20 protein-coding genes are annotated in these 24,129 nt (G+C 46.9%); 7 read left to right on the forward strand and 13 right to left on the reverse strand.

Annotation, left to right across the window (positions count from 1 at the left end):
- Positions 1 to 14: 14 nt before the first annotated feature.
- From FJM67_RS09470 to FJM67_RS09480, 3 genes are all read right to left on the reverse strand, one after another.
- Positions 15 to 761: a MipA/OmpV family protein gene (locus FJM67_RS09470; RefSeq protein ID WP_140588747.1), complete on the reverse strand. Its 747-nt coding sequence runs from the start codon at positions 759 to 761 to the stop codon at positions 15 to 17.
- Between the two features lie 188 nt (positions 762 to 949).
- Positions 950 to 2,803: a DUF3413 domain-containing protein gene (locus FJM67_RS09475; RefSeq protein ID WP_140588749.1), complete on the reverse strand. Its 1,854-nt coding sequence runs from the start codon at positions 2,801 to 2,803 to the stop codon at positions 950 to 952.
- A gap of 53 nt (positions 2,804 to 2,856) precedes the next feature.
- Complete coding sequence (locus tag FJM67_RS09480) at positions 2,857 to 3,426, reverse strand: hypothetical protein (RefSeq protein ID WP_140588751.1); 570 nt, start codon at positions 3,424 to 3,426, stop codon at positions 2,857 to 2,859.
- Positions 3,427 to 3,558: 132 nt separating this feature from the next.
- Between FJM67_RS09480 and FJM67_RS09485 the strand changes: the two genes are divergently transcribed.
- Positions 3,559 to 4,062 (forward strand): hypothetical protein, encoded by a 504-nt coding sequence (locus tag FJM67_RS09485; protein ID WP_140588856.1) that lies wholly within the window; start codon positions 3,559 to 3,561, stop codon positions 4,060 to 4,062.
- Between the two features lie 108 nt (positions 4,063 to 4,170).
- Here the strand turns inward: FJM67_RS09485 and guaD are convergent, their stop codons facing one another.
- The 5 genes from guaD to FJM67_RS09510 form a co-directional block, all read right to left on the reverse strand.
- Positions 4,171 to 5,481 (reverse strand): guanine deaminase, encoded by a 1,311-nt coding sequence (guaD, locus tag FJM67_RS09490; protein WP_140588753.1) that lies wholly within the window; start codon positions 5,479 to 5,481, stop codon positions 4,171 to 4,173.
- Positions 5,482 to 5,608: 127 nt separating this feature from the next.
- Positions 5,609 to 5,947: a VanZ family protein gene (locus FJM67_RS09495; RefSeq protein WP_140588755.1), complete on the reverse strand. Its 339-nt coding sequence runs from the start codon at positions 5,945 to 5,947 to the stop codon at positions 5,609 to 5,611.
- Positions 5,948 to 5,956: 9 nt separating this feature from the next.
- Positions 5,957 to 7,336 (reverse strand): ATP-dependent RNA helicase DbpA, encoded by a 1,380-nt coding sequence (dbpA, locus tag FJM67_RS09500; RefSeq protein WP_140588756.1) that lies wholly within the window; start codon positions 7,334 to 7,336, stop codon positions 5,957 to 5,959.
- Positions 7,337 to 7,401: 65 nt separating this feature from the next.
- On the reverse strand, positions 7,402 to 8,427 hold the full coding sequence (locus FJM67_RS09505) for an HD-GYP domain-containing protein (protein WP_140588758.1): 1,026 nt from the start codon (positions 8,425 to 8,427) through the stop codon (positions 7,402 to 7,404).
- The gene (locus tag FJM67_RS09510) at positions 8,424 to 12,851 is read right to left on the reverse strand and encodes a hybrid sensor histidine kinase/response regulator (protein WP_140588760.1); all 4,428 of its coding nucleotides are present in this window, start codon (positions 12,849 to 12,851) and stop codon (positions 8,424 to 8,426) included. The genes FJM67_RS09505 and FJM67_RS09510 overlap by 4 nt, the downstream gene beginning before the upstream one ends.
- Positions 12,852 to 13,220: 369 nt before the next feature.
- Between FJM67_RS09510 and ylqF the strand changes: the two genes are divergently transcribed.
- The 3 genes from ylqF (at position 13,221) to FJM67_RS09525 (ending at position 15,300) form a co-directional block, all read left to right on the forward strand.
- Positions 13,221 to 14,249: a ribosome biogenesis GTPase YlqF gene (ylqF, locus tag FJM67_RS09515; RefSeq protein WP_235890030.1), complete on the forward strand. Its 1,029-nt coding sequence runs from the start codon at positions 13,221 to 13,223 to the stop codon at positions 14,247 to 14,249.
- 13 nt (positions 14,250 to 14,262) lie between these two features.
- Positions 14,263 to 14,643 (forward strand): YacL family protein, encoded by a 381-nt coding sequence (locus tag FJM67_RS09520; RefSeq protein ID WP_140588763.1) that lies wholly within the window; start codon positions 14,263 to 14,265, stop codon positions 14,641 to 14,643.
- 69 nt (positions 14,644 to 14,712) lie between these two features.
- Positions 14,713 to 15,300: a hypothetical protein gene (locus FJM67_RS09525; protein WP_140588765.1), complete on the forward strand. Its 588-nt coding sequence runs from the start codon at positions 14,713 to 14,715 to the stop codon at positions 15,298 to 15,300.
- Between the two features lie 70 nt (positions 15,301 to 15,370).
- Here the strand turns inward: FJM67_RS09525 and FJM67_RS09530 are convergent, their stop codons facing one another.
- The gene (locus FJM67_RS09530) at positions 15,371 to 16,348 is read right to left on the reverse strand and encodes an LpxL/LpxP family acyltransferase (RefSeq protein ID WP_235890031.1); all 978 of its coding nucleotides are present in this window, start codon (positions 16,346 to 16,348) and stop codon (positions 15,371 to 15,373) included.
- Entirely contained in the window at positions 16,284 to 16,994 is a 711-nt protein-coding gene (locus FJM67_RS09535; RefSeq protein WP_140588768.1) for a 3-deoxy-D-manno-octulosonic acid kinase, read from the reverse strand. The genes FJM67_RS09530 and FJM67_RS09535 overlap by 65 nt, the downstream gene beginning before the upstream one ends.
- A 95-nt stretch (positions 16,995 to 17,089) precedes the next feature.
- Here FJM67_RS09535 and FJM67_RS09540 point away from each other — a divergent pair, with 95 nt between their 5' ends.
- Positions 17,090 to 18,094, forward strand: coding sequence for a glycosyltransferase family 9 protein (locus tag FJM67_RS09540; protein WP_140588770.1), 1,005 nt, complete (start codon positions 17,090 to 17,092; stop codon positions 18,092 to 18,094).
- On the opposite strand, the gene FJM67_RS09545 is transcribed toward FJM67_RS09540, so the two are convergent.
- Positions 18,086 to 19,042, reverse strand: a complete 957-nt coding sequence (locus FJM67_RS09545) for a methylenetetrahydrofolate reductase (protein ID WP_140588772.1) — start codon at positions 19,040 to 19,042, stop codon at positions 18,086 to 18,088. The genes FJM67_RS09540 and FJM67_RS09545 overlap by 9 nt on opposite strands.
- 204 nt (positions 19,043 to 19,246) lie before the next feature.
- On the opposite strand from FJM67_RS09545, the gene FJM67_RS09550 reads away from it, so the two are divergent.
- Both FJM67_RS09550 and gcvA read left to right on the forward strand, forming a co-directional pair.
- Positions 19,247 to 20,575, forward strand: a complete 1,329-nt coding sequence (locus FJM67_RS09550; protein ID WP_407943599.1) for a DEAD/DEAH box helicase — start codon at positions 19,247 to 19,249, stop codon at positions 20,573 to 20,575.
- Positions 20,576 to 20,651: 76 nt separating this feature from the next.
- Positions 20,652 to 21,551, forward strand: coding sequence for a transcriptional regulator GcvA (gene gcvA / locus FJM67_RS09555; protein WP_328591928.1), 900 nt, complete (start codon positions 20,652 to 20,654; stop codon positions 21,549 to 21,551).
- A 2-nt stretch (positions 21,552 to 21,553) separates the two neighbouring features.
- Here gcvA and FJM67_RS09560 read toward each other — a convergent pair whose 3' ends face one another.
- On the reverse strand, positions 21,554 to 23,191 hold the full coding sequence (locus FJM67_RS09560) for a lytic transglycosylase (protein WP_140588776.1): 1,638 nt from the start codon (positions 23,189 to 23,191) through the stop codon (positions 21,554 to 21,556).
- A 59-nt stretch (positions 23,192 to 23,250) separates the two neighbouring features.
- The gene (gloB, locus tag FJM67_RS09565) at positions 23,251 to 24,027 is read right to left on the reverse strand and encodes a hydroxyacylglutathione hydrolase (protein ID WP_140588777.1); all 777 of its coding nucleotides are present in this window, start codon (positions 24,025 to 24,027) and stop codon (positions 23,251 to 23,253) included.
- Positions 24,028 to 24,129: the final 102 nt, after the last annotated feature.

The following is a 24,129-nucleotide window of genomic DNA, read 5'->3' on the forward strand; positions in this document are numbered from 1 at the left end:
CTAAGTTTCCTTTCCTAGAATTGGTAGAACACAGAAACAGAACCCATCCAGTAGCCGTCGCGCTCGACGATACTGCTGTCACTGATGCCTTCGCCAAGGTAGTTATAAGCCATTGCGGTTGCCGTATGCCAACCTCCGGATAGTTTGTAGATGTGAGTTAACGAAGCGTTAGCGGTCATACTGCCTTTACCATCGTACGCGCCGATTGTGGAGGAAGACTCCCCTTGGCTAACACCGTAGTAGTAGTCTACTAACTTTTCAGACTGATATTGGATGCCCGCTTGTGGGATGAAAACGCCCCCCAGCATCGGGATTTGACGTGAGACACCAAACCCTAACTCGTAGCCACCATGTTTATCCATCAGATCGGTGCTGACGAAAGCACTCACATCGGCCCATGGAGTCATTTGTACCCAATTAACCATGAGCTCGCCGGTATCGTCCCGTTTGGTCAACTTGGACAGTACCTTATTGTCACTTTCATCAAAGCTGGATTCGCGCAGTTTTAGCACAAAGCTCAGCGCACTGGTTGGCGTCAATGAGGTCGTTAAGCCGAGACCATCAGGGTTTAACGTCACCATGCCATATTGCAATTCGGCATAGGGAAAGATCTGGTTTTTATCATCTTCACCTTTAACGTGGTTTTGAATATGAGCTGCACCCACACCCACGTTGGCGCTAAACTCCGTGGCTCCGGCATTGCCAATGGTAGCCGCTAACACAGCAGTAGAAAGAAGTAGAGAAGTCGTTGTACGAGTCATAATAGTGTCCCCAGTTTTGTTTCAGAGAGCAGCCAGCGCTGCGATGGGGACACTTTCTCATGATAGTGAGTGGCCGAAATTAGTACATGATAAACAGTAAAATAACGGGATACTCAGTAAAAAAGTCGGATGAGGCAAAGGCTTGAGAGTACCACCTGTGGTTAGCACTCCCAAGCAATAGGGTGCAGCTACTTGTAAAAGCGAGTCATCTCCTTCATCGCATCTGACAGCAGCTCCATATTCATAGTAGGGTTTTCTATCTCATTCATTGTATGGTCATAGACTCGCATAATCCCATCGAGGCCTGAGACAATAATCTGATTCTGATCAATAATAGCGAAGTCCCGATAACTGCCAGCAAGTCGCCACTGTTTATCGGTTGGAGAAAATAGGTTATTGCCGCTGGAATAGGTCGTGACATCGCTAGTGGCCCCTAATGCTTCCTTCATCAAGGTAGGTACAACGTCGAAATGAGTGGTACTGTGATTTACTTGCATTGGCTGTTTACCCGGCCAGTGAACTACAAATGGTACTTTAACTTGGGCGTTAGAGAAATTACTTCCATGTCCCCAGTAGTTATGATCGTTATCATTAAATTCCTGACCATGGTCACCAGTAATTATTATAATCGTCTTATCGAGTAACTCCTTTTCTTTTAGGTCCTCGATTACTTGTCCGATAAGGTAATCGTCTTGGTAGACTGAGTTTTTATAGCGATTTCTGATTTTTGTAGCATCATAGTCTGGGTTAAGAAGCAGATAGTTCATGTCAGCTTCTGGCTGAAATGGCGCGGGTAATCCTCTGTCAATTGAATAACCGTGGGGAGCATCGTAAAACAGGAATCCGAAGAAAGGTGTGCTCGGTTGGTTTTTACTATGATCCTCAAGCCAAACTAACCATTCTTCAGTTAAGTTCCTATCACGGGCAATTGGAGATGAACCACTTGATCCGATGCGTAAATCTTTGATATCAGCAAATACTGTTCGATTAAATTCTGGGTTATCTAAACTAGCGCTGGCGAATATACCTGTTTCGTAGCCTCGATTTAATAGGGTGCTTAGAAGGACTGGACTAATTTTATTGGCATACATAGCATCCCAATAGACCCCAGGGAGGCCATAGAAGAGCGAAAATATACCGGTTCTGGTCGAGTTGCTGCCGCTATAGTGATTGGTGAAATAAAGACCATTCTGAGCCATCTGCCAAATATTTGGACTTGAGGACTCGTTCATTTCATCAGCGCGCCAGGAATCAATGGCTATGATGATAATGTTGTATTTACTATCTACTTCGGAGAATTGAAGATCAACCAGAGGGTAGTTAACCAAGTTTTGACTGCTATCGATAGTCAGTGCTCGATTGGCCTCTCTCGCCTCATAATTCACCCAACCTTGTTTTTCCATAAAAGAAATTGCCGTAGCTGGGTAGTAGACAGGTAAGTTCTGATTAAAACGAGTGATCTTTTGGTTATATTGGGCGTCAGCATAAATATGAATAAAATTAGCCACTAGATATAAGGATAGTAGCGTCCCCCATATTTTTTTGGCTGGAAATGCAACATTAATGCTTTTGCTGATTTTCTTGCTAGCTAGCCAATAGACTCCTATTAAGAGTGCTATTGCTAAAGTAGCTATAAATTTCATGATGGTTGAGAAATAAAAGATCTCACCATTTTTATCATTTAAGATAAGGTTCCAAATAAAAAGGTTTAAATGAAAACGATATTGTTGAAATACGAATGTATCAATAAATAGTAAAATTATTGATAGCAATAAAATTATAGATATTATAGTTTGCGCGAGTTTTTTATTTGGGGATATAAATGATAACGGTGCCAATATCAGTAGCCAAAGGCTAAAAGCTAAAAAGGCGAAATGCCCCATAAAAGCCGTAACAAGGTATATGGTGCCTAGTAAATCTGACGGTAAAGCGGCATGTATAAAGTAGCGAAAGCCTATAGCATAAAAGAGTAATAATGAGAAAAGCGTAAGGCGACTGCTCCATTTGAGCAGAAAGCTGGGCTGATAGTTGATAATTTCCATTTAAAGTAGACCTAATGGGAAAGTGTGAAAAACGATTGCTCTATTTGAAATGATTAGTTTCTAAACTTATAAGTCAAGATATCGCAGATTTTGCGCTCTAGTTCGATGCCTGCTGCAGCAAAATCTTCTCGTTCAACTTCATAAAGGTAGGGCTTCAGTGTTCGTACCTTTTTGATTCCCTGTGGGTCTTCGGTGAGTAACACGGCCACGTATGAAAAGGCATCATAGTAGGCGAAGCCATTGTCCTTTAGGGCATTGAGGTAGGAGTCCAAGGTTTCTTCACCAAATACTTGCTTAATTGCCGTGATTGCGCCATATACCGCCGCACCTTCACTCAGGTTGTTTGGCATAGCACCCTCTTTCAGTGGGTAAAGGGCACGCACCATTTCTTGAATAATGTCAGCGAGGAGCATGACATCATTGGTGAAACTTCGTGCTGGAATACGAGTCTTTACGGTATTCGTGGTTTCGTCTAATAGGGTTTCTGGCTTCGCTAAATCGCCATCCACTTCATAACCAGCAAAAGTGATCCCAGCAGCTGGTGTGCCAAATAGGAACTCGACAGCTGGTAGCCAAGCATTGCGAAGTTTTTCTAAAGTGGCGATTTGCGTTGTATCAGACATAGCGGTTATGGTTTCCTTGGCGATCACAAATACGTGATGTGATGAAGAGAATGTTGGCGCACGAGACTAGCAAATTGCGCTACCTTTGCCAATTTGAATTGCCCCCGTATGTAGTAATGAGTGAGTAAGCGCATGGGACAGCACAGTGAAGAAGAAAAAATCCGCTTGGAACACGATGCAGCCAAGCTGTTTATGCGATGGTATGAACGCAACACGGGGCTAAGAATCCGTCATATTTGGCATAATGAGCCTATGCGTCCTGATACTTCCTGTATGTTAGATGGGGAAAAGCTGGATTTGGAAATTGCCCATTTATATGGCTCGGAAGCGGAGGCGATGGCCATTTTAGGGCGTGACTTGAGTGACAAAACCCGGCAGGCCTTGCAGGAGTTAGACAAAGAGCCTGATCACCGTTTGCTGAAAGCGTTAAACGACATCCTGAGAAATAAAGCCCAGAAACATTACGATAGTCACCGAACTTGGTTAGTGATTCGCAATGCTCACCCTGCTTGGCAGCGGGCGGATATTAAAGCGCTAGAGCATAAAATCACGGTTCCGGCACAGCATCCATTCGAGAAAATCTGGTTAGTGGCCGACTTTGAAGGGAAAACTGGCATTGTGCGTCTTTATCCATAGCTAACATAAAAAAACGCTCCCAAAGGGAGCGTGAAAAAGGCAATGTTGGCAAAGTCCACAGTCGCACTTTGCCATTTAAAACATTCAATATTGGTGCCAGCTTTTCTTTTATATCTTGTCTCGTTGATAAATGGGCTCACCGGCAACAATGGTGGCTTTGATTACGCGGTCATCCCCTAGGATCATCAAGGTAAACAGAATTTCTTCAATAGACTGGCAGCGGGGCAAGCGTTGTTTGAGTAGGGGGGTGGCTTGGTAGTCGAGAATTACGAAGTCGGCCTCACTACCGATGGCCAGATTACCAATTTTATCTTCTAATCTAAGCGCCTTAGCTCCACCTAAGGTGGCCAAATAGAACGCCTTCATCGGGTGTAAAGATTGGCCTTGTAGTTGTTGGGTTTTATAAGCATCCCCCATAGTGCTCAGCAATGAAAAACTGGTACCAGCCCCTACATCGGTGCCCAACCCCACATTCACACCGTGCTGACAAGCGCTGGATAAGGGAAACAACCCGCTGCCCAAAAAGAGATTGGAACTGGGGCAAAATGCAATGGCAGAGCCAGAATGATGGAGACGCTGGTGTGCATCATCAGACAGGTGGATACCATGGGCGAATACGGAACGCTCGCTAAGTAAGTGATGTCTGTCATAGACATCCAAATAGTCTTGGCTTTCAGGGAATAAGCTCTGTACCCATTCGCATTCCTTGTGGTTTTCGGCTAAATGGGTATGAAGATACAAGCCTTCATACTCGGCTAATAAGCGCCCCGCCACGGCTAACTGCTCATCGGTACTCGTGGGAGCGAAACGAGGAGTCACGGCGTAGTGCAGACGATCTTGGCCATGCCAGCGTTCGATCAGAGCTTTGCTGTCGGAATAAGCCGATTCTGGGGTATCCAACAAGGTGTCGGGCGCGTTGCGATCCATCAGCACTTTACCGCAGATCATACGTAGGCGACGCTTTGCTGCCGCGTCGAAGAACACTTCTACGGAAGTTTTGTGAACCGTGCCGAATACCAAGGCGGTCGTCGTACCGTTACGCAGCAGCTCATTTAAAAATCGCTCTGCCACGTCTCCGGCGTGATTCGCATCGGCAAACTGGGTTTCTTCTGGAAAGGTGTAGCGTTCGAGCCAATCGAGTAGTTGTTCGCCATAGGACGCAATCATATCCGTTTGCGGATAATGAACGTGGGTATCAATTAGCCCAGGAATTAACAGACCGTTTTCAACCTGTGTCACAGACAGGTTATTGGGTAAGTTTTTTAGGCCGTCCTCAGCCTTACCACAAAACTGGATTCTATCGCCGCAGGTGATCAGTAAACCGTCTTCAATATATTGATAGGACTGTTCGATGCCAACGTGGTCTGGATCGGCAATACAGTGGAGTAGTGGCGCGCGCCAAGCGCGGTATGTGGTCATGGATCAGTCTCTTTTCATTATGCAAAACGGGCAGAATCTTGACCGAAAGGTTTATTTTCGTCAACGTTTAGTATGAAAAACAGCGGATACTTCCTTGATCCACTGATGTCGATCTGCCAGTAAAGAGCTATTTCAAGCGCGGTTTAATGATCCACCAATGGACTGCCATAGCGAGTAACACGCCGGTGCTGTTGGCGATAAAATCAGCCCATTCCCCGTAGCGATTGATACTGGGTTGGATCAATTCAATGGCGCCACCCCAACAGACAATAGCCATCGCCATAACGAGAAAACGTCGACTGGGGCCGAAAGCTGACATCAGCGCCCAGCCGCCAAAGCCAATTACATGGTGAAGCTTGTCACTACCCGGAACCGGAGGTAGCTGATCAAGCGGGGTAAGGGTTGACCAGGAAATGATAAGAAAACCAACAATAAATCCTGCAAACTGTAGGAGATCTTTCCTCATGTTGCCGCCCTAGCGAAGAATGCGACTTTTGATAACACGGCCTTTGATCTTGCGTTGTTGCAAGGCTTTTAAAGTGCTTTTCGCTACATCGCGCTCAATGGCCACGTAAGCATGAAAATCGAAAATGTCGATCTTACCGACTTGGGCTTTCTCTAACCCAATCCCCGCTGTTAACGTGCCGAGGATATCGCCGGCTCGGAGTTTGTTTTTCCGTCCTGCATCAAACGCGATAGTCACCATCGGGGCAAATATCTGGGCGGATGGATTCGGCTTGAGGGTTAGCCATTCAGGCTCAGTATTGAAACGGGTGCTGATGGCCTCAACTTTGTAGGCTTCCTTTTCGCTCACAAAGTTAACCGCGATCCCTTTTGCCCCAGCACGTCCGGTGCGTCCCACTCGGTGAGTGTGTACATCCACGTCACGGCTAGTATCGTAACTAATGACCATATCGAGATCTTTAACATCGATACCACGGGCGGCCACATCGGTTGCTACAAGGATACAACAGCTCTTGTTAGCAAAGCGCACAAACACTTGATCTCGCTGTTTTTGATCTAGGTCGCCATGGAGCGCTAAGGCTGACAGGTTATGAGCTTGCAGCAGATCGGCGGTGTCTTGGGTGTCGGCTTTGGTATGACAAAACACAATCGCTTGTTGAGGCTCAAAGTGGGACAAGGTATCCAGTAGCTGCTGGAACTTGTTTTCAGGATTAGTCGACAAAAAGTACTGCTGAATATCGGGCTGTAATTCGGCGACTTTGGCGATTTCGATGAACTCCGCATCCCGTTGAAACTCCTCGCGCAATTCCGCCACGTTGTCTTCATAGGTGGCGGAAAAGAGCAGTGTTTGCCGAGTTTTGGGAGTCAGTGCGACTACATCCCGAATGCTGTCGACAAAGCCCATGTCGAGCATACGATCCGCTTCATCCAGTACCAAAACGGATAAGCGATCTGTTTGCAATGTGCCTTTACGCAAATGCTCCATAATACGTCCCGGTGTCCCCACTACCACGTGTGCGCCGTGCTCTAAGGACGCCAGTTGCGGACCAAATGGCATACCACCACATAGGGTCAGTACTTTGAGGTTGTCAATATAGCGCGCCAGCTTGCGGATTTCTTTGGCAACTTGATCTGCCAGCTCCCTAGTTGGGCACAACACCAAAGCCTGAGTATGGCGCTGTTGGGTATCAATGCGAGTCAGTAGGCCTAAGGCAAAGGCTAACGTTTTACCGCTGCCAGTTTGTGCCTGGGCAATAACATCTCGGTTTTTTAACAATAGCGGTAGGGATTGCTGCTGGACTGGGGTGAAAGCAGTAAAACCAAAATCATCCAAAATGCGTTGTAATGGATTAATTAGGCTTTGGTAAATGGGATCAGCGGATAGACTCACAGGATACTCGAATGGGTAGCTAAGAAAGCCTGCATCATATCAGAAGTCAGCAGGCTGCCCTATGGCTAGTCCGCATGTTCATCGAGAATACGGTAAAAGTGATGAATATTTTGGTTGAAACACGCCACAATCGCTGGGTCGAAGTGGGAGCCGCTTTGCTCATTGATATATTGATGAATATCTTCTCGCTTCCATGGTTCTTTGTAGGGGCGTTTGGAAGCTAAGGCGTCGAACACGTCACATAGGGCCACAATACGACCGAACAGAGGAATCGCTTCGCCTTTCAACCCATTTGGATAGCCGGTGCCATCCCAGCGTTCATGGTGAGAGATAGCTATAACATAAGCGGCTTTTAAAATCGGAGAGCGGCTGTTCGCTAGGATATGCCCACCGATGTTGGCATGACCGCGCATGGTTTCAAATTCTTGTTGATCCAAGCGACCTGGTTTGAGCAGGATATTATCCGAAATACCGATTTTGCCCACATCATGCAGTGGTGCAGCCGTTCCAAGCACGTCACAGTCCTCGTCGGACAGTCCAAGCTTTTGTCCAATAAGACGAGAATATTCGCCAACACGAATGACATGGTTACCGGTTTCATTGTCCCGGTACTCCGCCGCTAATGCTAAACGCTGGATGGCCTCGATACGGCTTTCTTCGAGTTCTTTGGTTCGTTCTGCCACCATTAGGGCCAAGGTGCGATTTTGTTGTGACAGGCGCAACTGAGTAGCAACTCGGGCTTTTAGAATGGCTGCGCTGAATGGTTTGGAGACATAGTCAACCGCACCTAAGTCAAATCCGCGCTGCTCGTCTTCTTGGGTATCCATGGCAGTAAGAAAAATGATTGGAATGTTGGCATACTTTGGCTGTGCCTTGATACGCTGACAAACCTCATAACCATCGATATTGGGCATCATGACATCGAGTAAAATCAGATCAATCTCAAATTTTTCCAATACTCGCAGAGCGATCTGACCATTGGTCGCTGCTTTTACATCGTAGTCACGGTCAAGAATATTACGGACTACGTCGATGTTTTCGACAATATCGTCAACCACGAGTACCGTTGGTTTATTCTGTTCTTGGGTCATTCGGAGATGCGCTCCATTAAGATCGTTAGCTCTTCGCTGGCTCTTTCGTAGTCGTAGTTTGAGAGCAGATCATAAATTTCCTTTAAGTCTTCGCTGATGTCCGTATTTTGCTGTTGTTCCATATACTCAAACGCCAACGAATTTGCCTTGGTATCATATGACTCAACCAGATCAAACAGCGCTTTGCAATCCGCTAATTTCAGAGTGTGCTTGGATAGTGCGTCGCCGGTCGCGTGTGTATTAGATACGTTGGGCGCCAATAATAGGTTTATTTTATCGCCTAATACGGTGATGGCTGAAGTCATCTCAGCCAACAATTCCAAGTCGATATGGCCTTCTTTTGCAGCACGCTCTGCTTTCGCAGCGAGACTACTTATGTGTTGTGCTCCGAGTGTGCCGGATAAGCCTTTAATCGTATGGGTCACGGCTACCACGGCGCTGTTGTCATCATTATTGATGGCTTTTTGCAAGTTATTACGATGAACGTCAATGCCGTCCGCAAACGACATCAGCACCTGTTTATAGAAGTCCTCGTCAACGCCAAGTCGTTGAATCGCTTCCTTCATGTGCAGTTCTGGGAGCTGCTGAGCTAATGTGTTTAGCCCATCATCGGCTGACGTTTCCTCGATAACAGCATCAAGGGATAGGTTGTCCTGATTATTGCCATATCGACTTAGCACTTCATGGAGCTGAACGCGGGAAATTGGCTTCGCGACGTGACCATTCATCCCCGTCTGTCGAGCACGTTTAATGTCTTGATTGCTGTTATTGGCAGTGACGGCGATGATCGGCAAATCCGCAAAATAACCACCTAAGGAACGAATCGCTTTGGTGGCTTCATAGCCATCCATCACTGGCATTTGTACATCCATGAGAACGACGTCAGGACGAAGTTCCTGCACCATAGCGACGGCTTCCTCACCATTATTGGCGAAGTGATATTCCAACTCCCACAGCTTAAGTATTTCGGATAACACCAGCTGGTTAATTTCGTTATCCTCTGCAATCAGCAGCCGCAAGCCCGCCACAGAGGATTTCTGTGCTTCTTGCTCAGCTTCGTTATCGCTTTGTTTATTTTCTAGTTGCTCTTGGGCTAAATAACTTTCTAGTAATACCGACTGGGTCACCGGGCGATCAAGTAAGGTAACTCGTTCTTGCCAAGCTTCTGGTAGAGATCGGTTAACGTGGTCTTGATCAACAAAGAATATATGGCGTAACTGGGTGCAGGTCGGTGCTTGTGCGACAAGTTCAAAGAATCTGCTTGGATCAGCTTGAGCGGTGTGACAGTCAACGAGGATGTAGTCATAGGTCACCCCCTTAGCGGTAAGTTTCGACTTTGCTTCGTCTACATTGATCGCTACGTCGAAACGCGTACCAAAGGCAGTTAAGTAGCGTACATAATTTTGTTGTCGAACGGCATGACATTCGATCACGAGCGTGTTGCGTTCATTCAGTACCGACTGGACTTTGGGGGACAACAAGGTTGGCGCATTCGTATCGCATTTCACAAACAAGGTGAAACTAAATACCGTTCCTTCACCAAGTGTGCTCTCGACTTTAATATCTCCCCCCATCAGAGACACGAGACTTTTACAAATAGAAAGACCTAAGCCGGTGCCGCCGAATTTACGAGTAGTTGAAATGTCTGCTTGGGTAAACGGCGTGAATAATCTTTTGACCTGCTCTGGACTCATACCAATTCCTGAGTCTCGTACAGAAAACTCAAGCTCTACGGCATCGCCTACGGTTTGCAAGTGTTTAACATAAAACATAACCTCGCCGTGCTGGGTAAACTTGATGGCGTTACTCACTAGATTACTGATCACCTGACCAATCCTTAGGGGATCACCAATCAAATTATCTTGAACCTTGGAGTCAACACCAATAAGCAGCTCAACCTGCTTTTTAACTGCTTGGTTGTAATGTACATAAGCGTATTGCTCGATCACATCTTGCAAGCTAAAACTTGTCTGCTCAATGTCTAATTTACCCGACTCCATCTTGGAGAAGTCCAAAATATCGTTGATGATACGCAGTAAATTATTAGCCGAAATATTTACTTTTTGGATCAGTTCTCGTTGGTTGGCCTTGTTATCTACGGCGAGACAAGCATCGGTTAATCCGATGATGGCATTCATGGGAGTGCGGATTTCATGGCTGATATTGGCTAGAAAGCGATTTTTGGCTTCCGCTGCTTGGTGGGCATCCCGTAGCGAATCTTCAAGCACATTAGCAATCACTTTAGATGCGGTGATATCAGTACGTACCGCGATATAACGTTCTGGTTTTCCTTGGCGATTTAGGATTGGCAAAATCGTTGCGCGTACCCAGTAAGCGCTGTGATCTTTGCGTAGATTCTTTATCTCCCCAGTCCAGACTTGACCATTGGCGATAGTTTTCCACATGGTTTTGAAAAACTCGTGTGGGTGTTCTTCAGAACGCAATAAACGATGGTTTTGGCCAATAAGTTCGTCGCGCTGGTAACCGGAGATTTCACAAAATTTGTCATTGGCATAGATGATGTTGCCACGAACATCGGCAACACTAACTATCGCGTGCTCATCTAATGCCTGCTTTTGATAACCAATTTCGATTAATAGATCATCAATTTGGCGTTCATGTTGCAGGAGTGTCCCTATACCACGACTCATCACCTGAGCGACTGAGAAGCCGATAAAAAAGAGAGTAACGAATAAGTAAATATTCCATTGATAAAATGGTGCCCACGGATAGTTTGATTGAACCAGTATTTTCCATTCTGGAATCTGCTGCGAGACAACATTGTCCTCAGTAGATTTTAACTCTCTGGCAAAAGTAGTTATTTCATTTTGCGAGTGGAAGGTGGTTACATCCTGAGTGACATCCATAAAGTGGGCGGTATCAATAAATTCAAAGTTGCCAACATCGCGCAGGTAACCCCAGTCATTACTTCGCTCAAGGTCTATCAATACACGATTAAATTCACTCAATACACTTAGATTGCCGATGCCAGAATTGGTGACATTTAACAAATGGGCAAGTTGCTCAAAACGATAGGCAAACACGACTACACCAACCGTCACCCCAGTTGTACTGTCGACGATAGGAGCGGATATTTTCAATACTGGCTGTAGGGGCTGTACGAGATGGCCGAAGCGACGAGACAAAGACACTGGAGAAATGAAATACTGGCCAGTCTCCAAGGTCATGCCTTGAATGACTTCCAGACTGAAATCCCGGTCGTTAAGCTGACTGCGATAGGCAAGTGCAGGGAATCCATTGTTATATTCCATGCGGGCGACTTCCAGACTACTCTGATCTAATACAGATATGTAGTGATAACGGCCCGATGCTTGTACAAATCCGCCGACATAGTCCCTGAACCGGGTTTTGGTTGATATTTTTTCGCTGTTTTCCAGTATTTCTTGAAAATCAAATCCCAAAAAAACCTTGTCTATATCGTTGTAAATATCAGTTAGCTCTGTACCTATTACAGTGCGAGCATTGTTAATTTGTACTTCATTGATACTAATTTGCTTTGATAAGAGATAGCCCCATTGTGCCGCAACCACAATGGATATGATCAAAAACACAGCAGCTTGAGTCGTTACTAACGATTGCCAAAATAGAGGTCGTGTGTCGACTTCATCAGCATGAAATTGAGGGTCATTCCATTTACGTTTAATAAAGGTGGCATAGAACCCACTGGCTAATAAATAAAAGCTCCATAGTGTCGCGGTTAGCATTAATGCAACGATTATAAGTCCTTTAGACTGTTCATTATCCGCTGGAACAGGGTTGGTAGAACTTACTTCTATAGGCAGTATTTGAGTAACTAGGATACACAAGGTCACCATCATTGGCTTGGTGAAATGTGAATAGAATAGCAATCCGGGACTACGGGCGAGACGACTCATCAAATTGCAAGCGTTAAAGCCTAGTACCAACAAAAGTACCGTAAGGGCGCTATAGAAAAAGTGGGCTAAGCTTGCTTCATGGGCGCCGTTATGGGGGATGGTATTTTCATGCAGGATTACATGACCTGACGCAACGAGTAAGCCAACCGCAACTCCTGTAAGGCTACGGTCAAAAATCGTTTCACAGCCGCCGTTGAACAACTTAAAAGCGGTAAATGTGACGGTCACAGCAACCAAATACCATATGCCAATCACGCCCAAATCTATTGTAGAAGATTGGCCAGGTACTTGCGCGAAAAAGGATAGGATCAGCACTGCCATAATCCCCAGCGGAAGTGAGATCGCTGATCGCAGTATATGGCGTGTCTGTTTTACTGCCCCATTATTGTTACGGGCTAAATCCAGTTCACGAAAAGCGGCATAGTTGACGCAGTAGCCAAGAAGAAATGCCAACACGCTAAAAAATACCACTGTGTTGCCATCATGTGAGGCGATAGGGGAAAACGGGGAAAAAAGGTTATCTATCATCAAACGGCAACTTATTCATTTTCCATGTTGTTTCTGACTAGGTGCACATTAGTTAGACAATGCTATCACGGCCGATAGTAATTCCAGATAGGTAATGCTGTAATTTTTAGTGATCAAGGCATAAAAAAGGCCGATGTTTGACATCGGCCTAAATGGGCTATTTGCCCGATCGAGAGAACACCCAGAGTGAGCCTCAAGCGTATTCAGGGAGACACTTAAGTTATCTGGATGCTTGGCAGTATAAGGGCTAGCAGGATAATTGCCTTGATACACGTCAGCCAAAGTGATAGCGAGAATTTCATTCGGTCAATAGTCTTGTTTGAAAACGACTCTTTTCCTCATCTACGCTGCAAACGTGTTGTGATAGACTTGCGCGCCGTAATTGAAGATCCAGTCGAAGAGGTGCAAATTGTGAGTGTGCAGTGGTTCCCTGGCCATATGAACAAAGCCAGACGAGAAATTGAAAAGGCCATGGGGCAAGTGGATATTGTCATCGAAGTTTTAGATGCGCGTATCCCTGATGCCAGTCAGAACCCCATGCTGAGTACGCTGCGCGGGGATGTGCCAGTGGTGCGCCTACTGAATAAGAAAGATCTGGCTGAGCCTCAGCGTCTACAACAATGGATTGATTACTGGCAGCAGCAAGACGCCATTGCTGCCTTTCCATTCAGTACCCAGGATAAGAGCGATCTGGTCAAATTAACCCGTTGGGTAAGAGAGCAGGTACCACACCGAGGAACAGCGGAGAAACCGATTCGAGCCATGATTGCCGGCATCCCTAATGTGGGTAAATCAAGTTTAATAAATGCCTTGTTGGGCAAGCGGGTGGCAAAAGTAGGCAATGAGCCGGCGGTTACTAAAGCGCAGCAGAAGCTTAAAGTAGACGATGGCTTTCAGTTGCTTGATACACCAGGGATTTTATGGCCCAAAATTGAAAACCCCGATGCCAGTTATCGCCTGGCTGTGACTGGTGCTGTTCGAGATACCGCAGTTGACTATGAAGAGATAGCGCTGGCGGGTCTAGCCTTTTTTATCAAAGATTATGCGCAACTTTTGCAAAGCCGTTATAAACTCAAAGAAACGCCCCTTGATCCAATGGAGACCCTAAAAGTAATTGGTTCTAAACGTGGTGCATTAAGAGCTGGGGGAAAAATAGACACACATAAAGCTGCTGAAGTGTTTTTGGTTGATGTTCGCAGCGGTGCCCTAGGCCAGTTTGTGATGGAGACTCCTGAGCAAGTAGCGGCGGAATGGCAACAAGTTGAACAAGTCAAAGCGGCGAAAGAAGCGGAACGTCAAGCGCGTCGTGAAGCAGCGATCCCACAACGACAGCAAGAGCAGAATATAGCTTATCGAGAACAGCGCCAACAATCTGGCGTTGATCAGGATTCTGAGTAAGAGGTGAATTTGTATGGATTATGAAATTGCATTTGAGCCTGAAGAAAACGCCTACCGAGTACATACTGATGTAGAGTTTGCGGCTATCGCTGAGTGGATTAGCGAGTTCCTAAGTGAAAGAGACACCTTGCAGCGTGTTATGCAGGCCGCTATTTTGGCAGAGCAGGAAGGCGAGACCACCTACTTTGCTCATGGCAACTTCAATGTCGTGATCAGCAAAGATGGTGTAGCGGTAAAGCGAGAGTTAGATATGAGCGCTGTTACGGAAGAAATAAAAGCCATGTTCGATACTGAAAACGGTTTTTACAACGCTTCCGATGACGGTATTGAAGCCGAGTGTGGTCTAGATGATCTTATTGATTTGATTGAAAATTGGCATGAAGTGGTGCAATAAGTTGTCCCGCTGGATCAGTAGGTTTACACTAGCCTTGTTTTACACTTTTTAAGCCATTTAGGAGCCCCTATGCTCATCGAACTGGAGAAAGCTCGGACAAGAAAAAATGTAGTACGCATTTTTCGTGAAGAGTTAGATGGACCGGATAACTGGACCGACGGTTTTGTTATCGATGCCAACGAAGAGATGGTGCTTTTGCAAGTTGTAGATGAAGGTGTGCATCTAAATGGCTATCAGATAGTCTTTCTCGAAGACATTAGTGATTTTGTGCATCCCGCTCCCTTCAATGATTTTCAGAAGCGTGTGCTTGAACTACGTGATGAAGAAGTTGAAGACCCGGAAGTCGATCTCGATGACATCGCTGTCCTGTTAATGGATATCAGTGAAGAGTTTGGTTTGATTACTATCCACCGGGAAGAAGTTGAGCCAGATAGCTGCGAGATCGGACGTGTACTTCGGGCTGATGCCACCACATTTGAGTTAGAAGAAATCGGTTCTGACGCACGGTGGTTTGATGAGACGTTTGAATATGATCTTTACGATATCACTCGAATTGAGTTTGGCGGGTCTTACGAAGAGGCGCTGCTACTTGCCAATGAGGATATGGGGGAAGACGCCTATGAAATCGTCGAAGATTTGGATGATGAAGTAGAGTAGACCCATAGAATTTATCTACACTCCTAAAAATAGATTAGAGCCCTGCCAGCGAGCAGGGCTTTTTGTTGGTTTAATAGGGAGAAGGCGCCGATGGATCTTGCTGTGTTTTGAAGCGCCTGTGGCTCCAGAAATACTGTTCTGGATGACGAACGATATTTTCTTCCATTAGTCGATTCATCAAAGTCGCAGCGGCTATTTCGTCTTCGGCCGGAAATTCTTGAACCATCCGCATATCCAGTTGATAACCTGATTCCGTCCGATAGTAGTCAATAGCGATTACCGGGGCTTTTGACAACTTTATGACTCTCCCAACATGAGCCAAAGTGGCGCACTGACGGCCAAAGAAGGGCGCAAATACCGAATACTTGCGGCCATAATCCTGATCCACTGCATACCAAACAATGTTATTCGTTTTCAGCGATTTGATCACTTCGCGCATATTGCTGCGCTCAATGGTTTTTTTATAAAGCTCATCCCTTTTGCGTTCCATAAACCAATTAATCACAGGGTTGCTCTGTAGTTTGTAAAGAGGGTGCACTGGTAGAAAGTGTGCTAATAGGCTGCCGCAGATATCTATTGAAGAAAAGTGTCCGCCTATTAGTACACAGCCACGTCCATGGGACAGGGCTTCTCGGACCAAGTGGTCACCGGTGAGTTTGGTTTGCGGCAGTAGCTTTTGTCGGTCTTGGAACCAGCAAGTTAGCGTTTCAAAAAAGCCTTTGCCCATGCTGATAAAATGGTTTCTAGCCAGTTCCCGTTTTTCTTCTAATCCCATATCTGGGAAGCAGATGTCTAAATTGGTCATACAAATATGGCGACGACGATGGGCAAGATAATAAAGCACTATACCTAGTCCCGCGCCTAGGCGCTGCTGGGTAGGCCAGGATATATGGCTTAGCAGATAGGCTATGCCCATACCCAGCCACACCAGCCAAAAGCGCGGATGGAGTAGAGGGCGTATAGATTTGTTGCGAGTACTGGGATTAGCCATGTTGATATCCGCCGAGTAGCCATTGCCAGGCTTGTTGATGCCAATGGAAAATAGCATGTTTACTGGATTCTTTTTCAAATGAACGACGCAATCGAGCCAGATTTGCCTGTTGCCAGCTAGATGCAACTGCTCGTTGATCACACTTATCAAAATCAATCAGCCAAATACGCTGACTGGTATCGATCATAATATTGTGACAATTTAGATCACTGTGAAAAATACCTTCATTATGGAAGTTGCGTATTGTCTGCCCGATGCTGTGCCAAGTGGTTTCTGTTAGTGGGGACTGGCGTAGCAGGTCAAATAGATCTTTTGCTTGGTCAATGCGGCGCGTGAGTAACCAAGCTTGGTAGCCAAATGCTGTTCTTATTATTAAGCCGCCGATCGGTGTCGGCACGGGTAAACCGAGCTCACACATACGCTCTAGTAAATCCAGTTCTCGGTAAGGGCGAGTAGCAGTGAGTGGCTGAGGCAAATAAAGGTAACGATTAAATTTGCCAATCAGACCTCCCCGGCGATAGCGACGTAAGACCCAATCTTGGCTTTGGTGGTGTACAAACCATACTTCGCCCCGACCTTGGCCAATGGCGTTCACCTTACCCAATTGCTGCCACCAATGTGGGTCGAAATAATCCGCTGAGAGAGGCGATTTCCCAACCTGTATCAAGGTGCGGCCATTTTCTAAAGGGATGAGTTTGGGCATGGGCAACCATTATTTGAAAAAGTAAAAATCGATTTTTGATAATCAGATCAGTATTTTATAATAAGCGCCATGCTAACGCAGCCCCAGAGGATCAGATGAAGCAAAACATTCAGCGAATTGCCGTGGTGCGACTTTCCGCCCTTGGGGATGTGTGTCATGCCATTGCAGTGGTAACTGCTATCCAAAAACGCTACCCCGAAGCCCAAATTACTTGGATTACCGGGCCCTTAGAGGCACAGCTCGTGTCTCTCATGAATAATATCGACGTGCGTGTCTATGACAAAAAGTCCGGCATAAAGGGCATGTTAGCATTACGACAGGCGTTATCTTCCGTGTCGTTTGACGTACTGCTGCATATGCAGTGGTCTTCTCGGGCGTCTCTATTGACTCGTATGCTGAAAGCAAAACGGAGGATTGGTTTTGCTCGATCGCTGTCCAGAGAAAAGCAGCACTGGTTTGTAAACGAATTGGCGCCTGAGCCCGAGGGGTTTCATGTACTAGACGCATTTTGGTCTCTAGCGACTGCCATAGGGGTCAAGCAAACTGAGCCAGACTGGGCGATTAACATACCAATACTGCCATTTGATCTGCCGAAAGGGTATGTGGTTCTCAACCCAGCGGGTTCAAAGCCGAGTAAAAACTGGAGTGTGGTGGGGTATCGGAAGATTGTTTCCCTGCTACGTAACGCGGGTCGGTCGGTGGTATTAACGGGGTCTCCTGCTGACCGAGCTTTATGTGACGCAATTGCCGAGGGCTTCGAGCTTGTTAATCTTGCTGGAAAGACATCCATCGCAGATCTAGTGGCGGTGATAAATGGTGCCGCTTTTGTGATCAGTCCAGACACGGGGCCGGCCCATATTGCCACCATGGTAAAAACCCCGGTAATGGCGCTATTTGCTTTATCCAACCCCGAGCGAACAGGCCCTTATAATGACCTTCACCATGTCGTTAGTGCGTATCGTGAGCTAGTCGAGCGGGAGCAGGGGAAGCCGCTAGCACAAATTCCATGGGCAACAACTGTGCACGCGAAAGACGCTATGCTCTCCCTTGACGAGACAGCGGTGCTCGCCAAGGTCCAGGAAATGTTGCGATTACCCTAGTGATTTTTCAGCCAGCTTAAGCTCTAAGGTTGCTTTAAGAAGTTTATACAGCTGAATCGAGGCATCAATTTCTTCTTTGCGATTGGTTAAGCTTTCAATGTTGAGTCCAAGTGGAACATCAAGGGGCAGGGCTGTTTCAATAATTTGCTCCAACGCCGCTCGGCAGACCTTGATGGATTCTGCTAACGGGTTTTCCGCATCAAGAATACGGTGCTGAGTGGCTACTGGCACAGATATGCCCAACCAGTCCATAAATTCCAGCGTTTTTGCGCTACCGCAAGGGGTAAAGGTGAGCACGATACGCTTTGGTTTTTGTCCAGCTGCTTTACAGGAGCGGGCATATTGGCTAATCAAGTCCACCGTCGCTTGAGGGTTGTACACGGCCTGAGAGACAAAGAACTCGCACCCTGAAGCGGTTTTCTGTTGCAAACGCAGGTGTTCATCTCCTTTGTTCGCGTGGCGCTCGGCAATGGTAACTCCCCCAAGGTGAAACTTACGTGGGTGTGTGTTGATGGTTTCATAGGCCGTGGCTAAAGGGAGCACTATGTTGCCGTCCGAAGACGGAGCGCCGACTAAGACCAAATCACGTACGTTGTAACTGCTCCATGCTTCTTCTAACCAAGCAGAGAACTCGTCGGCAGAGCGCGAAGATACACTTTTGTAAGTAATAACAGGTTGACCAGTCTTACGCGCTAGGCGTTGTGACCAAGCCCTTGGATCGTGGGTTTCCATGTAAGGGAACGGACGCGGTTTATCGATGCGGCTACTTTCGTCTTGAATGTCATAGACAATCCAGCCATCAACGTCGATATCATCTAGACGGGCGAGCAGCTTATCTGCAATTGCCTCAAGCTGATCTTCAGCAGTGGATAGTTTAGGGGGGGTTGTACCGATAAAGTAAACACCGCGCTCTTGGTCGTTGAGTTTACGGGCGAGTTCAGTCGTCATGGGGGGACCTAATTCTCAAATAGTGATGATAGGGCTTAGTTTAACAGTGAATCAGATTCAATAGATCTCATTGAAGATGAAAAAAACTAAGTTTGTGCTGAAGTAAGCTAATGCCGCTGACAGATGATAAAGGATACAGAAAAAGAGCTGCCGTACTGCTACTAGACTACAGTATAATCTTGGCTAAATATTTCAGTTAAAAGGGTGTATAGGTTGCAGTTTTCAGAATTCGGTTTAAATAAACAATTGCTTGGTGCCATTAGCCACTTAGGATTTGAGCAAGCGACGCAGATTCAAGCCCGTGCCATTCCAGAAGCAATGGTGGGGCGAGACTTACTAGCTTCGTCAAAAACCGGTTCGGGTAAAACCATTGCCTATCTTGCCCCAGCCATTCATGCGGTATCGAGCAAAAAGGCGCTGAGCAAACGGGATCCACGAGTTCTGATATTGACCCCCACTCGGGAGTTGGCGAAACAAGTTTATGCCACATTGAAAACGCTGTTGGCTGGCAGCAAGTATTCCGCGGTGCTCATTTGTGGTGGTGAAAATTTTAATGATCAACATAAAGACCTGCAAAAAGATCCGCATTTCGTAGTGGCGACGCCAGGACGCATGGCCGATCATCTTAGTCAGCGAAATGTTTTTTTGCATGGCTTGGAGTTGCTTATTCTGGATGAAGCTGATCGCATGCTCGACCTCGGTTTTGCCGATGCATTACGTAATATTCATCGCGCGGCTAACCATCGCAAACGCCAAACCCTGTTTTTTTCCGCTACACTAAAAGACGCCAGTGTCAATGAATTGGCGATGGAGCTGTTAAACTCCCCATCGCGAGTGGCAATCGGTGATGATCTCGAAGCCCATCAGGATATTAAGCAACACGTGTTGCTCGCTGATCATCTTGATCATAAACAAGCCTTGCTAAAACACTTCTTAGAGCAGTTATCGATTCGCCAAGCAATTGTGTTTACCGCAACCCGCCACGATACCGAGCGACTTGCTGAGTTAATTACCAGCTGGGGGATCGAGGCGCGAGCCTTACATGGTAAGCTGACCCAAGGTGGTCGTAATCAAGTGATGACTGGGTTTGCCAAGGCGCATTTCAAGGTTCTAGTTAGTACAGACTTGGCGTCGCGCGGATTGGATATCAGTGCTATTTCCCATGTTTTCAATTTTGACGTGCCAAAGCCCGCAGAGGAATTTGTGCATCGTACTGGGCGTACTGGCCGAGCAGGCTTCCAAGGGGATGCCTATACCTTTGTTGGGCCAAAAGACTGGATCAATTTCAAAGCGGTAGAAGCCTATTTAGGTCGCTCATTCGAAACAGAGCAAGTGCTAGGTTTAGCAGCAAGCTTCACCGGAATAGTGCAACCTAAAGCACCTAAACGGGGCAAAACTTACAACGCTGACAAAAATTCAGACGGCGCCGTTAAAATTGAAAAAGCCTCTAAGCGTAAACCAAGCCGTAAAGTGCTACACAGCAACCAGCAGGACGGCTTCGAGGCCTTTCGTTTACCGAAAAAAAAGCCCTAGTGAGCAATCTGGCATTGTAAATGCTTTGGCTAGCCGCTATATCTGATAGTAGTGATCATTTTGGAGACTGGCCATCATACGTTTACCCCCACTTAATACCCTGCGTTGCTTTGAAGCGGCTGCTCGTCACGGAAGCTTTAATCGCGCAGCTCAAGAGCTGCATGTTACTCCCTCTGCGGTGAGTCATCAGATTAAAGCGTTAGAGGAGCATCTCGGCGTTGAGTTATTTCGACGTGCGAAGCGTAAAGTAGTGCTGACGCCTGCAGGGGAATCCTATGTGGTGCCGGTGCAAGATGCGTTTGCTTTATTGGAGCGAGCAACAACGGATATTCAAGCTAGTCAACAAATCAGTACGCTGAAACTTGCTGTAGCTCCAGCGTTTCTAACCCGTTGGCTGATGCCTCGTATGGAAAGCTTTCAGCAGCAGTACCCTGATATCGAAATCGAAATTGCTTCGGCAACGGGGATGATCGACTTTGCTGCATCTGATATTGATATGGCGGTCTACTACGGTACGGGTCAGTGGCAGGGAGTAGAAAAGCACTTTTTACGTCCAATTCGCCTAGCACCGGTTTGTAGTCCAAAGTTGATTCGCCGAGATGTGCCCATCGAGAAGCCCGAGGATATGCGCTTCTACCCCTTATTGCACGTCTCTAAACGCCGTGACGAGTGGCATGATTGGCTAGCGCAAAATGACCTTGATCCTACTGTGTTTCGTCGCGGGTTAATGTTTTCCAGCGGTTCGCTTACTGCCGGTGCTGCAGTACAGGGATTGGGGATTGCCTTGGCTGACGCGGAGTTAGTTCAAGCGGAGTTAGAAGCCGGTTCCCTTATCAAATTGTTTGATACTCAACTTGCTACGAACCGATCCTTTTATTTGGTGTACGAAAAACGTCGACCAGTCACTGCTGCTATGGCGGCATTTCGTGAGTGGATTATGGCGCAAATGCAACCGGACGAATCGGCTGCATCCTAGGTTTAGCCACCAGTTACATTGACCATCATGGTCACTTTGTCGCCCGGTTGTATGTATTTTTTCTTAGCAAGATCGGGATTCCAATCTCTGATATCTGCGACGGAGACTTTGAAGCGCTGCGCTACGCCCGCTAAGGAGTCTCCGGAACGGATAGTATAAACCACGCGTTTTAATACGGTACGGCTGGTGGGGGCTGCAGCACCTTTTTCCGGTTTCAGCCAGACCACTAGTTTCTTCCCTGGCATCAGGGGATCGCCGAGTCCCATGCTATTCCAGCGTGCTAGGGTTTTGGTATCCGTGTTGTAACGCTTGGCGATGCTCCAGAGGCTGTCCCCCGATTCCACTGTATAATTTACCTTGAGTCGATTACTGCTAGGGGCGTTTGATTGCTTGGCGAGTAGTCGCTGATGGCTGCTGAGGGTATAGCTTTCCATCTTGTTGCCTGCCACGGGAATCATCAACTCTTGTCCTACGCGAATAAACGAAGATGAAATCTTGTTCACATCCTGCAGCACTGCCACAGTCGTATTATGCTTCTTGGCGATAAGCAGCAAATTATCCCCTGCCTCTACCGTGTAGCGAACCCAAGTAAGGCGTTCTTCCGGTGAGATTTGCGCCAGTTTAGTTCGAAACGCTTCTGCTTTGTCGATTGGGATGAGTAGGCGGTGAGGGCCATCCGGTGAGGTCGCCCATTGGTTGAATGCCGGGTTGAGTAAGTAAATCTCATCAACGCTGATATCAGCCATTTGTGCTGCTTGAGCCAAATCCATCTGACCGCCAATATTCACTTCTTCAAAGTAAGGTTCATTGGCAACGAAAACAGGCTGATAGTTGTATTTTTGCGGTTCTTGGAAAATGGTGGCTAACGCCAATAGCTTGGGGACATAGGCGCGGGTTTCCGCCGGCAAGTCTAGTGACCAGAAATCGGTGGGTTTGCCAGCTTGCTTATTTCTGCGAATAGCACGCATCACAGTACCCTCGCCAGAGTTATAGGATGCCAGCGCATGTAACCAATTGCCATCGAACATACCATGTAAGCGTTTTAAGTAGCTAATTGCCGCTTGGGTAGACAGTACAATGTCACGGCGTCCATCAAACCACCAAGTCTGATCCAGACCGTAAATTTGCCCGGTGGACGGAATGAACTGCCAAGGGCCCGATGCACGTCCATGACTATAGCCGAACGGGTCAAACCCACTCTCTACGATCGGTAGAAACGCGATTTCGAGTGGCATGTTGTTCTTTTCAAGTTCGCTAACGATGTAATGTAAGTAGCGCTGACCGCGGTTTGATACTCTATCTAAGTATGCTGGGTGAGAGCTATACCACTTTATTTGCGAGTAGAGTCGGGGCTGGTCATGGTCTAGTTTTAATTGGTAGCCAGCGCGGATTCGCTCCCAAATATCTGCAGGTGGCAGTGGTTCTTCGGGGATGTCTGGAATTACTTCTGCAGTTTGCGGTGCCTTTTGTGCTTTAATCACCAAAGGCACATGATCGACGGGGCTATCAGTCAGTTCATTGTCTACGACTTCTTCTGCTTCGGTCTGATTCGCACCATTTGGTTGCGTGTTAGGTGATAGCGTTTGGCAACCTGTTAAAAGTAAGGAAACCGTCGCCATGAGGCTAATTGTCTTCTTCATGGTGCTCGTTCAGTCTATAAAATTCGTTAGCATTCTAAACATGTGCCCGACGAGTGCAACTAAAACTCGTCTTTCGCACGGCGGATCACTCCGAAACGCTGGTCAGGGAGCGCCGGCACGGGGCTAGATATGAGCGAGGCTGCCCGTTCGACGATATCGTCTCGATCAAAGCGCAAGAATGGATTGGTGGCTCGCTCCAGGCCAATGGTAGTAGGTAGGGTAGGTTGCCCTGTATCCCGCGAACTTTGCGCGTCTTGCTGAGCTGCGATCAGCATCGGGTTATGGGGATCGATAGCTAGGGCGAAGCGGTAGTTTGCTAGCGTGTACTCGTGGGTGCCGAATACTTCAGTGTCGTCCGCTAAGCTTAAAAAACGACTCATCGCCTGGCACATTTGCTCGTAAGTGCCCTCAAACACACGACCGCATCCACCACGGAATAGGGTGTCTCCGCTAAGTAGCAGCTTGTGTTCATTCGCCTGACTAACGTAACAAATATGTTCTAACGTGTGTCCTGGAATTTCCCAAACCGTAAATTTATGTTGTCCCACAACGACTTGGTCTCCCTCGCCAAGGGGATGGGTTACAATGTCCGCAGCTAAGTTGCTTGGCCCATAAACGGGACAATCAAATTGCTGTCTTAACATGGCTACCCCACCAATGTGGTCATTGTGTTTATGGGTTATCAAGATTCCTAAGAGTGGTTCGCCTACCCGTTGACAATAATTCATCACCACTTGCCCATCACCTGGGTCCACTACCCAGACACCTTGGGCGTGAGGGTCACGGTAAGTCCAAATGTAATTATCATTGAACGCAGGGAGCGGAAAAAATGTCATAGAGTCACCAATATGGTTAAATTCCAATTAAGATTGCCGTCTTGTAGATCACAAGTTGGCACTAGGATGTAGAATTTAGCCGCCAAAATACAAAGAAAAGAA

The sequence above is a fragment of the Maribrevibacterium harenarium genome (assembly GCF_006385675.1).
GTDB classification, from domain to species: domain Bacteria; phylum Pseudomonadota; class Gammaproteobacteria; order Pseudomonadales; family Marinomonadaceae; genus Marinomonas; species Marinomonas harenarium.